12 protein-coding genes are annotated in these 15,076 nt (G+C 69.6%); 3 read left to right on the top strand and 9 right to left on the bottom strand.

The features are described from left to right. Positions 1–65 precede the first annotated feature (65 nt). Entirely contained in the window at positions 66–1,259 is a 1,194-nt protein-coding gene (locus V5F67_RS15100; RefSeq protein ID WP_394016983.1) for a pyridoxal phosphate-dependent aminotransferase, read from the bottom strand. Positions 1,260–1,651: 392 nt separating this feature from the next. Here V5F67_RS15100 and V5F67_RS15095 point away from each other — a divergent pair, with 392 nt between their 5' ends. Both V5F67_RS15095 and V5F67_RS15090 read left to right on the top strand, forming a co-directional pair. Next, positions 1,652–3,079 (top strand): M48 family metalloprotease, encoded by a 1,428-nt coding sequence (locus V5F67_RS15095; protein ID WP_394016984.1) that lies wholly within the window; start codon positions 1,652–1,654, stop codon positions 3,077–3,079. 29 nt (positions 3,080–3,108) lie between these two features. Next, positions 3,109–3,876 (top strand): DsbA family protein, encoded by a 768-nt coding sequence (locus tag V5F67_RS15090; RefSeq protein WP_394016985.1) that lies wholly within the window; start codon positions 3,109–3,111, stop codon positions 3,874–3,876. Positions 3,877–3,913: 37 nt separating this feature from the next. On the opposite strand, the gene V5F67_RS15085 is transcribed toward V5F67_RS15090, so the two are convergent. After that, a complete protein-coding gene (locus V5F67_RS15085) occupies positions 3,914–4,192 on the bottom strand; it encodes a hypothetical protein (RefSeq protein WP_394016986.1) in 279 nt (92 codons plus the stop codon). A 172-nt stretch (positions 4,193–4,364) separates the two neighbouring features. Between V5F67_RS15085 and V5F67_RS15080 the strand changes: the two genes are divergently transcribed. Beyond that, entirely contained in the window at positions 4,365–4,877 is a 513-nt protein-coding gene (locus tag V5F67_RS15080) for a hypothetical protein (protein WP_394016987.1), read from the top strand. Between the two features lie 312 nt (positions 4,878–5,189). On the opposite strand, the gene V5F67_RS15075 is transcribed toward V5F67_RS15080, so the two are convergent. The 7 genes from V5F67_RS15075 to V5F67_RS15045 all read right to left on the bottom strand — a co-directional run bounded on the left by V5F67_RS15075 (position 5,190) and on the right by V5F67_RS15045 (position 15,076). After that, a complete protein-coding gene (locus V5F67_RS15075; protein ID WP_394016988.1) occupies positions 5,190–6,020 on the bottom strand; it encodes an MBL fold metallo-hydrolase in 831 nt (276 codons plus the stop codon). 60 nt (positions 6,021–6,080) lie between these two features. Continuing rightward, positions 6,081–6,329 (bottom strand): hypothetical protein, encoded by a 249-nt coding sequence (locus V5F67_RS15070; RefSeq protein ID WP_394016989.1) that lies wholly within the window; start codon positions 6,327–6,329, stop codon positions 6,081–6,083. A 361-nt stretch (positions 6,330–6,690) separates the two neighbouring features. Continuing rightward, positions 6,691–8,847 (bottom strand): methylmalonyl-CoA mutase, encoded by a 2,157-nt coding sequence (gene scpA, locus V5F67_RS15065; protein WP_394016990.1) that lies wholly within the window; start codon positions 8,845–8,847, stop codon positions 6,691–6,693. Positions 8,848–8,972: 125 nt separating this feature from the next. Continuing rightward, positions 8,973–9,383, bottom strand: coding sequence for a hypothetical protein (locus V5F67_RS15060; RefSeq protein WP_394016991.1), 411 nt, complete (start codon positions 9,381–9,383; stop codon positions 8,973–8,975). 1 nt (position 9,384) lies between these two features. Beyond that, the gene (locus V5F67_RS15055; RefSeq protein WP_394016992.1) at positions 9,385–11,214 is read right to left on the bottom strand and encodes a methylmalonyl-CoA mutase subunit beta; all 1,830 of its coding nucleotides are present in this window, start codon (positions 11,212–11,214) and stop codon (positions 9,385–9,387) included. 169 nt (positions 11,215–11,383) lie between these two features. Beyond that, complete coding sequence (locus tag V5F67_RS15050; RefSeq protein WP_394016993.1) at positions 11,384–12,610, bottom strand: class I SAM-dependent methyltransferase; 1,227 nt, start codon at positions 12,608–12,610, stop codon at positions 11,384–11,386. A 435-nt stretch (positions 12,611–13,045) separates the two neighbouring features. Further along, positions 13,046–15,076, bottom strand: a complete 2,031-nt coding sequence (locus tag V5F67_RS15045) for an acetyl-CoA carboxylase biotin carboxylase subunit (RefSeq protein WP_394016994.1) — start codon at positions 15,074–15,076, stop codon at positions 13,046–13,048.

The following is a 15,076-nucleotide window of genomic DNA, read 5'->3' as shown; positions in this document are numbered from 1 at the left end:
CCTTCAAGACTAGCATCAATTCGCGCGACATCATGGCGGCGGCCGGCCGAACGCGCGGGGCAGCCTCACCCCTTGGCGAGGAAGTCGCCGATGCGCTCCACCGCCTCGCGCATGTCGGCCGCAGAACCGGCATAGGAGATGCGCAGATACTGGTGGCCGTGGAACGGATCGAAGTCGACGCCCGGGGTCAGCGCCACGTGGGCGGCGTCGAGCAGGCGGGTGGCGAAATCGAGGGAGTCGGACGTGAAGTCCGAGGCGTCGGCATAGAGGTAGAAGGCCCCGTCGGCCGGCAGGAAGCGGGCGAGCCCCACCTTCGGCAGGCCCGCGGTGAGGATACGCCGGTTCTCAACGTAGCTCTGCTTGATCGCCTCCATCTCGGCGCGGCCTTCGAAAGCGGCGTCGGCGGCGATCTGGGAGAGGGTGGGCACGGAGATGGAGAGGTTCTGCTGCAGGCGCTCCATGGTGCGCACCAGGGCCGGGGGCACCACCATCCAGCCGACACGCCAGCCGGTCATGCAGAAGTACTTGGAGAACGAGTTGATGACCGTCACGTCCTCGCCGAACTCCGCCGCCGTCACCGCCGGGAAGGCATAGTCGAGGCCGTGATAGATCTCGTCCGAGATGAAGGAAATGGAGAGCTCGCGCGCGCAGTCGATCAGCGCCGACAGCGCCGCGCGGTCCATCATGGTGCCGGTGGGGTTGGCCGGGCTCGCCACCAGGACGCCGGAAAGCGGCGCCTCCCTGTGCGCCCGGCGCAGCTGGTCGGGGGTCAGCGCGTGCCGGTCCTCGGCGTGGGTCTCGATCAGCACCGGCGTGCAGCCGAGGGCGCTCAGCACGTGTCGGTAGGGCGGATAGCCCGGCGCGGCGATGGCGACCCGGTCGCCGGCCTCGAACAGGCCCAGGAAGGCAAGGATGAAGCCGGCCGACGAGCCGCTCGTCACCACCACGCGCTCGGGATCGAGGGCGTGCCCGTAGGCCTCGCCATAATGCCGGGCGATGCGCGCGCGCAGCGCCGGGATGCCGAGCGCGGTGGTGTAGCCCACCTGTCCGCCGGCGAGCGCGTTCGCCGCCGCCGTGCGCGCGACGAGGGGTGCCGGCGCGGCGGGCTGACCCACCTCCAGGTGAATCACCTTGCCGCCGGACGCCTCGATGCGGGCGGCCCGCTCCATCACGTCCATCACCATGAAGGGAGCGACGGCGCTGCGCAGGGACGGGACGACGGCGCGCGGGACGGAAGCGGGCGGGCCGAAAGCGTGCATGGGCGTTCAATTCCTCGCGGGCGGAGGCGCGGCGCGGGGAAGCGCCGTCTTGCCGCCGCAATCTGTCTGTCGGTAGGGGCGCTCGCATCGCCCCAACGTGACCACGGGCGCATTGACCCGACGCGATGTCGAGGCCAGTGTCCCCCCTGTCGTAGCCTGCGCCCCGCCCGGCGCCAAGGGGACTGGCAAGGAGGACCGGCGAGGGCGACCGGCGAGGACGACCGGCGAGGACGACCGGCGAGGACGACCGGCGACTGGGCCGAGCGGCGGCTGGGGGCAGGGCCGCGGCGCCTTTTGCGCCTCGGGCGGCGCTGCGGCAGCGGCGACCGCGCCGCGCGACCTTCGAACGGCTCCGGACACGGGGCGGAAACGGAACGGACGAAGCACGCTTCATGACCTGCCTGCGCCTTGTCTCCCCTGCCCGCAAGACGGCACATGCCCTCGCCCGCGCCCTGTGCGTGACCGCCGTCGCGGCGCTGCCGCTCCATGGCGCCGCGGCCCAGTCCGGGTCGCCGCAGAAAAATCCGTCGACGATCCAGGACACCGAGATCGAGGCGCTGATGCGCGACTACACCCGCCCGATCCTCAAGGCGGCGGGCCTCGCGCAGCAGAACGTGGAGGTGGTGCTGATCGCCGACCGCTCGTTCAACGCCTTCGTCGCCGACGGCAAGCGCATCTTCGTCAATACCGGCGCGCTGATGGATTCCAAGACCCCGAACCAGATCATCGGGGTGCTGGCGCACGAGACCGGCCACATCGCCGGCGGCCATCTGGCCCGCATGCGCCAGCAGGTTGAAGGCATGCAGACCATGGCCATCGTCGCCATGCTGCTGGCGGGCGCCGGCGTCGCCGCGGGCGCGGCCGCGGGCGCGGGCCGTGACATGGGCAGCATCGCCGCCGCGGGCGTGACCGCGCCGCAGGAGATGCTCCGCCGCTCGCTGCTCACCTACCAGCGCGGCGAGGAGCAGGCGGCCGACCGCTCCGCAGTGTCCTATCTCAACGCCACGCAGCAATCGGCGCGCGGCATGATCGAGACGTTCCAGCGCTTCCAGGACGACCAACTGTTCATCAGCCAGCGCGTCGATCCCTATCTCCTGAGCCATCCCATGGCGCGCGAGCGCATCGCGGCGCTGGAGACCCTCGCCAAGGCGAGCCCCTATTTCAACGCCAAGGACTCGCCGGCGCTCCAGGAGCGGCACGACATGATGCGCGCCAAGCTGGTGGGCTTCATGGAGCGGCCCGACGCGGTGGCGCGCAAGTATCCGCTCTCGGACACCTCGCTCCCCGCCCAGTATGCCCGCGCCATTTCGGCCTACCGCTACGGCAGTGTGAACGGGGCCATCAGCCAGATCGACGCGCTCATCGCGCGGCAGCCCAACAACCCCTATTTCTATGAGCTGAAGGGCCAGGCTCTGCTGGAGAGCGCCCGCCCGGTGGAATCGGTGGCGCCGCTGCGCAAGGCGGTGGCCATGACGAACGGGGCGCCGCTGATCCGCGCCATGCTCGGGCAGGCGCTGGTGCAGTCGGGCAACCCCTCCTACAACGAGGAGGCGCTGCGCGAGCTGATCCTCGCCACCCAGCGCGATCCCAACTCCCCCGGCGCCTGGCGCTCGCTCGCCATGGCCTACGGGCGCAAGGGCGACGTGGCCAATGCGGATCTCGCCGCGGCGCAAGGCTATTTCGCCTCGGGCGAGTTCCAGATCGGGCGCGAGATCGCCGCCCGCGCGCGCCAGCGCTTCGCCCCCGGCACCCCGGGCTGGCTCAAGGCCGACGACCTCGTGAACTTCAAGCCGCCCAAATCGGCGCGCAACAACCGCTAATCACCCTTCTCAAGCCGATGGAGAGTTTCATGCTAGCCCGCCTGGGCCGTCTGTCCCGCAACGCCGTCCTGGTCGCGGCCACCGCGTGCGTCCTCGTTTCGCCCGCGAGCGCCTTCACCGACGTGGAGAAGGACCAGATCGGCACCATCGTGCGCGAATACCTGCTCAAGCACCCCGAGGTGCTGGAGGAGGTGGTCGGGGTGCTGGAGGCCCGCAACCAGGCGGCCCAGGCCGAGCAGGCCTCCAAGGCCCTCAAGGAGCTGAAGCCGGTGCTGGTGGACGGCCAGCGTGGCGTCGTGGTGGCGAACCCCAAGGGCGACGTCACGCTGGTGGAGTTCTTCGACTACAATTGCGGCTACTGCAAGCGCGCGCTCGCCGACCTCCAGGAACTGGTGAAGGCGGACCCGAACCTGCGCGTTGTGCTGCGCGAGCTGCCGATGCTCGGCCAGGGCTCGGTCGAGGCTGCCCAGGTGGGTGTTGCGGTGCGCATGGTGGCGCCGGAGAAGTACATGGCGTTCCACCAGGCGCTGATGGGCATGCGCGGCCAGGCCGACCGCGCCAAGGCCTTCGCCGCCGCCAAGCAGGCGGGCATCGACGTGGCGGCGCTGGAGAAGCAGGCGACCTCGCCCGAGCTCAACGCAACCCTGGACGAGAGCATGCAGCTTGCCCGCGCCCTCGGCCAGGGCGGCACGCCCTTCTACGTGATCGGCGACCAGGTGGTGATGGGCGCCCAGGGCCTCGACGTGCTGAAGGCGGCGGTCGCCGACGCGCGCAAGCAGGCCAAGGCCGGGAAGTAGGACGCGCGCCCGGCCGACGCGGGCGCGCCGGCCGGGCTCAGATCAGGCCGTGGTCCATCAGGAAGCGGGCTTTGCCGCGCAGATGGGTGGGGCGGCCACGGTTGATGAGCTCGCGCAGCACCGTGGCGCGCTCCTCCTTCGGCAGGCCCGCGAGGATCGCCACCATCTGGTGCTCGGTGAAGATGTCGCGCTGGAGCAGGTCCTTCTTCACCAGCGGGCAATCGAACAGCCGGTGGAGCAGCCCGAACCCCTCGTGGATCTGGCTGTGTGTGCTGACGGCGCGCATGATGGCGTCGATCAGCGTCGCCTTCACCAAGGCGGCCTCGGGTCGATCGTCTGCGCCGAGCGGAAGACGGAGCGGCGGGGCCGGCCGGCCGTTGTCGGCCCCGCGCTTCTTCCTCATCCGCGAACAGGCCGGCGAGCGAGGCGGCCGACCCGAATGCGGGCACCATGCCCGCGATCTGGAAGTGGCGCGGCAGATAGCGCATGTGATCGACGGTCTCGACGAGGCGCATGGCGGCCAGCCGGTCGGCCAGCTTCCCCGCGCCGTAGACGGTGTCGAACCGGTAGCTGCAGCGCTGCAGCGTATTGCTGAGCCGAAGCTCGCCCTTCTTGATGACGTAGGGTCGCAGGTCGTACAGCCGGTAGCGCTGCCAGAAGCGCACGATCTCAGGTTCGGCGAACGCCGCGCCCGAGAGCGACAGGGCGTAGGAGCCGAGATGGTGGCTGTGGGCGTGGTTCTCCAGCGCGCCCACCACGTCGTAGCTGCTCGCGGCGAGCCGGCGCGTCAGGTCGTCCAGGGCGGGACCAGCCAGGTAATAGACGCTGTCATTGAGGTAGATGACGCGCGCCGGCTCGCCGCGAGCAGCGCCTTCATCTGCGGGTCGGGCTCGCCGTTGCACACCACGATGGCATTCACAGAGGCCGCGGCGAGGCTGTCGAGGAGCGCGAGGAAGTCGGGGCTGAGTCCGAACTTCACATACTTGACGGCGATCGCGTAGACGCCCCCATCGGCCGGGCGGCAGATCTCGTCGGAGATGATCCGGGGGGCGCTCTTTCAGGATCTTCGGAAGTTGAGACAGCTTCTTCGTCGCCACGTATCAGGCAAGGCGCGGACGATCCAGTTTGATCTTCACGTATTCGTGCCGCTGGCTACAGGAACTGACCGGGAAATCTCCCTCCCTGGAGTGCCGGTCATGTCTATCGGGCCGATCCTTATGTTTTCAAGTAAGGAAAAGCAAGAGATCGCGCGCCGCGCCCCTCGCGTCCGGCGGGCGATGGAGCCGCCGCGGTGACGTCTGCGCCGCCGCCTCTCAATCCTGCCGCAGCACCGCCGCGACGTTGCGCCGGTGCACCGCCTCATACGGCGCGAACGGGCGGACCGCGCCGGTGGCGAACGCCGCCGCGGCGAAGGCGGAAAGGTTGAGCAGAGCCAGCTCCGGCGCGCGCCGCAGCCGCAGCAGCCGCTCCACATAGAGCACGGTGGCGTCGATGAGCGCCGGCGGATAGCCGCCGGCCGCGATGACGTCCGGCGCGCCGTGGTTCGGCAGGATGCGCGTGGGCCTGAGCGCGGCGAGGCGCTTCAGTCCCTCGAGGTGCGCCTCCAGCCGGTCCGGCTCGTCCACATAGGTGATGGGGTCCTCCAGCGTGTCGCCGGCGAGCAGCAGCCCGCCCGGCAGCAGCGCCACCGTGCCGTCGCGGCTGTGGATGTCCATCTGGATCAGCTCCACCGGGATGGCTCCCACCTTCAGCGCGAGGCGATCCTCGAACAGGCGGTTGGGCAGCACGAGGGGAGTGATGGGCGGATCGCCGCCTTCGAGCCGCGCGCGGTTGGCGCGCAGCAAAGCGTCGGTCTCGCGGTTGGCGATGATCTCGCAGTCGGCGAACACTTCGTTGCCGGCCACATGGTCGTCGTGCCAGTGGCTCAGCGCCACGCGGATGCGCCGGACGCCCGTCTCCTCCAGCGTGCGGCGGATGAGGCGGGCGTGGGCGAGGGTGATGTGGGTGTCGTAGACGAGAGCGTCTTCGCCATCGACCACCGCATAGGAGGCGATGCCGAGGGAGAAGGCGCCGTCGTCGAGCCAGTTCTCGGCCGGCGAATGCAGCCGCACGCCGGCGACGCGCCCGTCATAGAAGGCCAGCACGCCCGGCGCCGGCTCCAGCACCCGGAGGGTGGTGGGTCTAGAGGTCAGGGATATCTCCCGTCATCGTATCCGAGGCGGTTGCGGGACCAGCCCGAGAAAATGTGCGCAGTCTTCAATTTCGCCGATGCCGCAGAGGTCCATGATGTCGGCCTCGACAAAGCTGATATGGGCCCGAATGCGATCGACCCCCGCCCAACTAAGAGCCTCTTCGATTGCCTTCCGTAATTTCATTGGTTTGCCATGAGGAATCAGATCGTTGACCCTCTCGGCATGATAAAGGCAAACCAGTTCGTTGCCGGTAACCAGCATATTGCACCTCTAAATTTTGAGAGTGCGCCGGCAATCCAGCCCGTCCGCTTCAATCGAAGATTGGCGCTCTTTGAAAGTGCTCCTAAAAAGGAGCTATTGCAAGGGCAGTCACTTCGGTAGCGGGTCAGTTCAAAATCCCGGTTCGGAGCCGGGCGTAGCGTGGAACCCTCTCCCGCTTGCGGGGGAGGGCAGGGAGGGGGAAGGCCACTCCGGCTGCCGATCTCGTTGGCCCAAAGGGGAGTGCAGGCCCCCTCCCCAACCCTCCCCCGCAAGCGGGAGAGGGAGTTGCGATGCCGAGGTATCGTCAATCTGACCCATTACCGGCAGACCAAGCGCATGTCGTGTGTTTGGTCTTAGTCCCTCACTCCGCCGCTTCGAGGTTATGCCCGAGCCGGTGGGAGAGGGTGTGCAGCAACTCCTTCGCGGCGTCGGCGATCACCGTGCCGGGCGGGAAGATGGCCTCGGCGCCGAACGCCTTCAGCGCGTCGTAGTCCTGCGGCGGCACCACGCCGCCCACCACCACCATGATGTCGGGCCGGCCCTCCGCCTCCAGCGCCTTCTTCAGCGCCGGCACGAGCGTGAGGTGGCCGGCGGCGAGCGAGGAGATGCCCACCACGTGCACGTCGTTCTCCACCGCCTGCCGGGCGGCCTCCTCGGGGGTGGCGAAGAGCGGGCCGATGTCCACGTCGAAGCCGAGGTCGGCGAAGGCGGAGGCGATCACCTTCTGGCCGCGGTCGTGGCCGTCCTGGCCCACCTTGGCGACCAGGATGCGCGGGCGCCGGCCCTCGGCATGCTCGAACGCCTCGACGAGCTTCTGCACCTTGCCCACCTTGTCGGTCATGGCGGAAGCCTCCCGCTTGTAGACGCCGGAGATGGCGCGGATCTCGGCGCGGTGGCGGCCGAACACCGTCTCCAGCGCATCGGAGATCTCGCCCACGGTGGCCTTGGCGCGCGCGGCGTCGATGGCGAGCGCCAGGAGATTGCCGTTGCCGGCGGCGCCGTTGGTGAGCGCCTCCAGCTTCGCCGCCACCTCGGCCGGGTTGCGCTCGGCCTTGAGGCGGTTCAGCTTGTCGATCTGGGCGGCGCGCACGGCGGAATTGTCCACCCGGAGCACGTCGATCAGCTTGTCCTTCACCGGCTTGAACTTGTTGACGCCGACCACGGTCTGCGCGCCGCCGTCGATGCGGGCCTGGGTGGTGGCGGCGGCCTCCTCGATGCGCAGCTTGGGGATGCCGGCCTCGATGGCCTTGGCCATGCCGCCCAGCGCCTCGACTTCCTGGATATGCGCCCACGCCTTGGCGGCGAGGTCGGCGGTGAGCTTCTCCACGAAATAGGAGCCGCCCCACAGGTCGATCTGGCGCGTGGTGCCGCTCTCCTGCTGGAGCATGATCTGGGTGTTGCGGGCGATGCGGGCCGAGAAGTCCGTGGGCAGCGCCAGCGCCTCGTCGAGGGCGTTGGTGTGGAGCGACTGGGTCTGGCCTTGCGTCGCCGCCATGGCCTCGATGGCGGTGCGCATGACGTTGTTGAACACGTCCTGGGCGGTCAGCGACCAGCCCGACGTCTGGCAATGGGTGCGCAGGGGAAGAGACTTGGGGTTCTTGGCGCCCAGGTCGGTCATCAGCCGCGTCCACAGGAGGCGGGCGGCGCGCAGCTTCGCCACCTCCATGAAGAAGTTCATGCCGATGGCCCAGAAGAAGGAGAGGCGCGGCGCGAACACGTCGATGGGCAGGCCGGCGGCGGCGCCGGCGCGGCCGTATTCCACGCCGTCGGCGAGCGTGTAGGCCAGCTCCAGGTCCTGCGTCGCCCCGGCCTCCTGCATGTGGTAGCCGGAGATGGAGATCGAGTTGAAGCGCGGCATCTCCTTGGACGTGAAGGCGAAGATGTCGGAGATGATGCGCATGGAGGGGGCGGGCGGATAGATGTAGGTGTTCCGCACCATGAATTCTTTGAGGATGTCGTTCTGGATCGTGCCGGAGAGCTTGGAGGCGGGCACGCCCTGCTCCTCGGCCGCCACCACGAACAGCGCCAGGATCGGCAGCACCGCGCCGTTCATGGTCATGGACACGCTCATCTGGTCCAGCGGGATGCCGGAGAACAGGGTGCGCATGTCGTAGATGCTGTCGATGGCGACGCCCGCCATGCCCACGTCGCCGGAAACGCGGGGGTGGTCCGAGTCATAGCCGCGGTGGGTGGCGAGGTCGAAGGCGACCGAGAGGCCCTTCTGCCCGGCGGCGAGGTTGCGCCGGTAGAAGGCGTTGCTGTCCTCCGCCGTGGAGAAGCCGGCATATTGGCGGATGGTCCAGGGCTGGGTGGCGTACATGGCCGCATAGGGCCCGCGCAGGAACGGCGCGATGCCGGGCCAGGTGTCAATGAAGGAGAGGCCCTCGATGTCAGCCGGGCCGTAGAGCGGCTTCACCGGAATGCCCTCGGGCGTCATCCAGGCCGGCGCGGCCGCGGCCGGCGCGGCGGTCTCCGGCGCGCGCCAGTCGATCTCGGCGAAGTTGGGGATCCGGCTCATCTTCTGTTCCCTCGACATCGCGCCTGCGCGCGGCCCGCGCCCCGGGGGCGCCTCGCCCTCAAGCGCCCTTGGCGCCTCGATCTTCGGAAGCGGTCCTTGGACCGCCTCATTGCATCAAAGCGGGCTCACGCCCGTTTCGCGAACCAGGACCCCGAGCAGTTCGGATCGGGCGAGGACCAGTCGCCCGAAGCCTGGTCTCCTTCGGCGAGGCCGGTGGCCACCACCTTCCCGCCGTTGTGCGAGAGCGTCATCTTGACGATGCCGACCTTGTTGATGCCGCCTGCGGCATTCACCGGCCAGTATCCCGCATAGGTTACTTTGCCACCCTTCACGTTCAGCTTGAAGTCGTAATTCTTGCCGCAGGTGCCGGTCTCGGCCGATGTGCGAACGGCCCAGGTGCCGTCGAAGCGCATGGCGTTGTCCGCCAGCGCCGTGGCGGGGGCCGCCAGAAGCGCCGCCAGCGCAAGGGCCGCCGTCGCCAGCCCGAGGATGCGCATCCGTTGCGTCCCGCCTTCCATGGCCCGTTCCCCTGTCATCTCAAACTCCCGCCGCCGCCTGCGCCCGCTCCAGCGTCTCCAGCGCGTCGCAGCCGGCGAAGATGAAGCCCGCCACGCCCGCCGCCTCCAGCTCCGCCACGAGGTCCGCTGGCTTGCCGGCGAGCCAGACCGCCGAAGCGCCCGCGGCCTTGAGCGCCTCCGCCGCCGCGGCGGCCTCGGCGCCGTAGACGTCGTCCGACGAGACCAGGCACGCAAAAGCCGTGCCGGATGCCTTGAAGGCGGCGACCAGCGCGTCCTGGTCCGCGAAGCCGTCGGGCACGTCCGCCCTGAGGCCGCCGGCCTCGAAGAAGTTCTTGGCGAAGGTCGCCCGCGCGGTGAAGGCGGAGACCGGGCCGAGCGTGGCGAGGAACACCGCCGGCGGCGTCGGCGCGGCTTCCGCCTTGTCGCGCAGCGCCTCGAAGGCTTCGGAGATGCGCGCGGGGGCGAGCGCGCCGTCCGCCACCGGGGCCGGTTCGGGCGCCAGCGGCGCCAGCACTTCAGGCATCTCCTGGGCGAGGATGGGGAATTCCGAGGTGCCGGTGACGGGCACCCTGCGGGTCGCCACGTCCTTGTCGCGGCGCGCCTTCACCTCGGCGATCTCGGCCTTGAGCCAGCGGTCCTCCAGCACGTCGGCCATGCCGCCGCGCTTCTCGATGGTGCGGAACAGGTCCCACGCGGCGGCGGCGAGGCCGTCCGTGTGCGCCTCCACCGCGCCGGCGCCGGCGCCGGGGTCGGCGACGCGGTGGACGTTGCTCTCCTCCAGCAGCATCACCTGGGTGTTGCGGGCGAGGCGCCGGGCGAAGGCGTCCGGCAGCCCCAGCGCCTGGGTGAAGGGCAGCACGGTGACGCTGTCCGCTCCGCCGACGCCGGCCGCGAACGCCGCGACCGTTCCGCGCAGCAGGTTCACGTAAGGATCGCGCCGGGTCATGGAGCGCCAGGCGGTGGTGGCGTGCAGCTTGAGCGGGGCGGCCTTGAGGCCGCATTCGCGCAGCGCGGCGGCCCACAGCAGGCGGATGGCGCGGAACTTGGCGATGGTGGCGGTCTGGTTCACGTCCGCCACCAGCGCCGCCTCGATGCGCGCGGCGGCCTCGCTGAGCGGCACGTCCGCCTCGGCGTAGGCCTTCAGGTACGCCACCATGGTGGCGAGCACGGCGGCGAGCTCCTGCGCGTCCGAGGCGCCGGCGGCGTGGTAGATCGCCCCGTCCGCCCGCGCGAGGGGACCGGCGAAGCCGCGCGCCGCGAGGACGGCCGAGGTCTCGGCGAAGCGCTTGGCAAGCAGCGGCCAGGCCATGGGCAGGGAGCCCTTGGCCGCGAAGTCGCCCAGCGGGTCGAGGCCGAACGACAGGGCGAGCCCCTTGGGGTCGAAGCCTCGGCTCTCCGTGAAGTCGGCGAAGGCGAGGGCATCCTCGCGCCCGGTGAAGGCGCCGCTCTCGATGCGGGTCTCGATCAGGTCGACGAGCACGTCCTTCAGCACCACGGCGAGGTCGGCGCCGTCCGGCAGGCCGAAGCCGTGGGCGTGGGGCGAGGACTGGTAGACGAGGGTCAGGCCCGAGGCGCCGCCGTCGAGGTCCTCCAGCGCCTGGGCGTTGGCATCGGCGAGGTCGCCCTGGTCCACCCGCATGGAGACGACCCACGGCGCGCCGGCCGGCCGGCCGGCCACCACCGGCGCGTGGGGCTTGCGGGCGGGCAGCGCGTCGAGCGACAGGCCCTCATAGGTGCGGGTGACGAGACGCTTGTCGTAGGGCGCGCCCTTCAGCACGCCTTCCACCAGCTTCAGCCAGTCCGCGCGGGTGGCGGCAGGCAGGTCGGTCGAGAAGGGGAGGGCGGTCATGATCGGACCTCTGGGTGGAAGGGGCTGCGCGCCAACGCGGTCGACGCGATGGGTGCTCCGGTCAAGCCGGAGCACGACGACGTCTCGGGTTCCCGCCGTCGCCCTCCGGCTTGACCGGAGGGCCCACGGCTCCCCGTGTCCGAGGCGAGCATGGCGGCGGGCGTGCCCATCACAGATGCTCCCGCGCGAGCAAGGCGCGCTCCTCGTCGACGATGAAGTCGCGGATCACCGGCACGTCGTCGCGCTGCTGCGAGAGCAGGAGCTGGAACACCATGTTGGAGCCGTGCAGGAAGCCGAGCTCCACCGCCGCGAGGTAGAATTCCCACATGCGGCCGAAGCGCTCGCCCATCATGGCGTCCACCTCGGCGCGCTTCGCCATGAAGTTCCGCCGCCAGGCGCGGATGGTCCAGTAATAATGCAGCCGCAGGACCTCGCAGTCGTCCACCCACAGGCCGACGCGCTCGGTGGAGGCGAACACCTCGGACAGCGCCGGCACGTAGCCGCCGGGGAAGATGTACTTGCGGATGAAGGGCCCCGTGGTTCCGGGCGGCGACATGCGGCCGATGGCGTGGATCATGGCATAGCCGCCGGGCGCCAGCAGGTTGCGCACGGTGGTGAAATAGTCGTCGAAGTGCGAGACGCCCACATGCTCCATCATGCCGATGGAGACCACCCGGTCGAACTTGCCCTGAAGGTGGCGGTAGTCGATCTCCTTGAAGTCGATCCGGTCCGCGACCCCCGCGGCTTGCGCGATGCGCCGGCTCTCCGCCAGCTGCTCCGGCGAGACGTTGATGGCGGTGACATGGGCGCCGCACTTCGCCAGATAGATGGCAAGCCCGCCCCACCCGGAGCCGATCTCGGCCACGGTCATGCCGGGCGTGATCTTCAGCTTGGCGGCGATATGGCGGAACTTGTTGCGCTGCGCGTCCGCGAGCGGCTCGTCGGGCTCGCGGAAATAGGCGCAGGAATAGGCCATGGTCTCGTCCAGCCACAGCCGGTAGAAGGCGGCCGGGTGGTCGTAGTGGGAGGAGACGTTCTCCTTCGCCTTGCCCACCGGGTTCGCCTGCTGGAACCGGCGCACCGAGCGCCACGCCCGGCGCAGCGCCTGCTGCACCGGATGGGCGGCGAGCCCCTTGCGGTTGACCGAGAACAGGTGGAGCAGCTCGAACGCGCCGGCGCCGTCCTCGAAGGTGAGGCGCCCGTCCATATAGGCTTCGGCCGCCACCAGCTCCGGATTGAAGAACAGCTCCTTCTCCAGCTTCTTGTCGTGCATGCGCACGGTGACGGACGGCCCGTCCACCCCCGAGCCGAACACGTGGCGCTGGCCCGACGCGTCGATGACGGTGAGCTGGCCCTTCTCCACGAAGCGCTTCAGGAGGTTGGAGAGAAGACGCATCAACAGGCTCCGGTGATCGCCGCCGGACAGGCGGCACGGGAAGGAGCCCCTCTCTTAGCCGAAATGACGCCAAGGCTCACCCCGGACCGGGCGGGATGCGCGCCGCCGTCACGCGCCCCCGTCCCAGGGCCCTCCATCCCACCATTGTTGCCGTCCGGCTTGACCAGAGGGCCCGGGCGGCGCGGGGCACCATGGCCGGCGCCGTGGATGCTCCGGTCAAGCCGGAGCATGACGGAGGGAGGGCTGATGCGCGCGAGGTCGACCCCGTGGGGTGCGCCCGGCCGTGCCCCCTCCCCAGCCCTCCCCCGCAAGCGGGGGAGAGGGCGGGCCTGGTGCCGGCGATCAAAGCCCTCTCCCGCTTGCGGGGGAGGGTTGGGAGGGGGAAAGCCCGGCAGAGGGGTGGCGGGAGGGGGCAAAGCCGGCATCGCGAAGGCCTTACGCGAACTCCATGATCACCGCATCGACGGCGAGGCTGTCGCCGGGCTTGGCGTGCAGCGCCTTCACCACGCCGTCGCGCTCGGCGCGCAGCACGTTCTCCATCTTCATGGCCTCGACGATGGCGAGCACGTCGCCGCTCTTCACCGCCTGGCCGGCGGTGACCGCGATGGAGACCACGAGGCCCGGCATGGGGCAGAGCAGCTCCTTGCCGCCGCCCGCATTCTCCTTCTTGGGCATGAGGGCGGCGAGCGCCGCCGAGCGCTCGGTGTAGGTGCGCGCCAGGGTGGCGACGCCGCGATGGGCGAGCGCCACGCCGTTGGTGATGGGGCGCACCTGCATCGCCACCTGGTCGGCGTCGATGGTGCCGGTCCACACCGGCTCGCCCGGCTTCCAGGTGGAGCGCACCAGGTGCGCGTGCCCCGGCGTGCCGTCCTTCTCGAACATCTGCACCCGGAAGCCGCCGTCCACCGGCTCCACCTCGCACGGGGTGGAGATGATGTCGTGCTCGCCCGCCGTGAGGTTGACGATGCGGCGCTTGGCGATGTTCCAGGTGATGCCGGAGGTCTGGCCGGTGATCTTGCGCTTGCGCACGTTCTGGATGTGGTCGATCACCGCCGCCACGGCGGAGAGGAAGTGCACCAGCTCGCCCTCGGGCGCGCGGGCCTGGAAGCCCTCCGGATATTCCTCGGCGATGAAGCCGGTGGACAGCCGCCCCTCCTGCCAGCGCGGATGGGACATGAGCGCCGAGAGGAACGGGATGTTGTGGCCGATGCCGTCGATGCCGAAGGCGTCGAGCGCGTCCGCTTGCGCCTCGATGGCCATGGCGCGGGTGGGCGCATGGGTCACGAGCTTGGCGATCATGGGGTCGTAGAAGATGGAGATTTCCCCGCCCTCATAGACGCCAGTGTCGTTGCGCACCGTGATCGGGCCGATCTTGCCCTCCTTGGGCGGGCGGTAGCGCACGAGGCGGCCGGTGGAGGGCAGGAAGTTGCGGTAGGGGTCCTCCGCATAGATGCGGCTCTCCACCGCCCAGCCGGTGAGCTTCACGTCGTCCTGGGTGATCTTCAGCTTTTCGCCGGCGGCGACGCGGATCATCTGCTCCACGAGGTCGATGCCGGTGATGAGCTCCGTCACTGGATGCTCCACCTGGAGGCGGGTGTTCATCTCCAGGAAGTAGAAGCTCTTGTCCTGCCCGGCGACGAACTCCACCGTGCCGGCGCTGTCGTAGCCGACCGCCTTGGCGAGCGCGACCGCCTGCTCGCCCATCTTCCTGCGGGTGGCCTCGTCGAGCAGCGGGGAGGGGGCCTCCTCGACCACCTTCTGGTTGCGGCGCTGGATCGAGCATTCGCGCTCGCCCAGATAGATGACGTTGCCGTGCTTGTCGCCCAGCACCTGGATCTCGATGTGGCGCGGGTCGACGATGAACTTCTCCACGAACACGCGGTCGTCGCCGAAGGAGGACTTCGCCTCGGAGCGGGCACGGTCGAAGCCGTCCTGCACCTCGTCGCGGGAATAGGCGATGCGCATGCCCTTGCCGCCGCCGCCGGCGGAGGCCTTGATCATCACCGGATAGCCGATCTCGTCGGCGATCTTCGCCGCCTCTTCCCCGCTTGCGATCTCGCCGAGATAGCCCGGCACCGTGGAGACGTTGGCCGCCGCCGCCGCCTTCTTGGACTCGATCTTGTCGCCCATGGCCTCGATCGCGTGCGGGTTCGGGCCGATGAAGACGATGCCGTGCTCGGCGAGGAGCTTCGGGAACGAGGCGCGCTCGGACAGGAAGCCGTAGCCGGGGTGCACCGCCTCGGCGCCGGTCTTCAAGCAGGCGTCCACGATCTTCTCGGCGATGAGGTAGGACTGGGCGGCCTGGGGCGGGCCGATATAGACCGCCTCGTCCGCCATCTCCACATGGAGCGCGTCCTTGTCGGCCTCGGAATAGACGGCGACCGTCTTGATGCCCATCTTGCGCGCCGTCTTGATGACGCGGCAGGCGATCTCACCCCGGTTCGCGATCAGGATCTTGGTGAACAT

Origin of the sequence: Xanthobacter pseudotagetidis (genome assembly GCF_043194795.2) — a bacterium.
GTDB classification, from domain to species: domain Bacteria; phylum Pseudomonadota; class Alphaproteobacteria; order Rhizobiales; family Xanthobacteraceae; genus Xanthobacter; species Xanthobacter tagetidis_A.
Note: the sequence above shows the minus strand (reverse complement) of the source record. Positions and strands in the feature narration are given on the sequence as shown.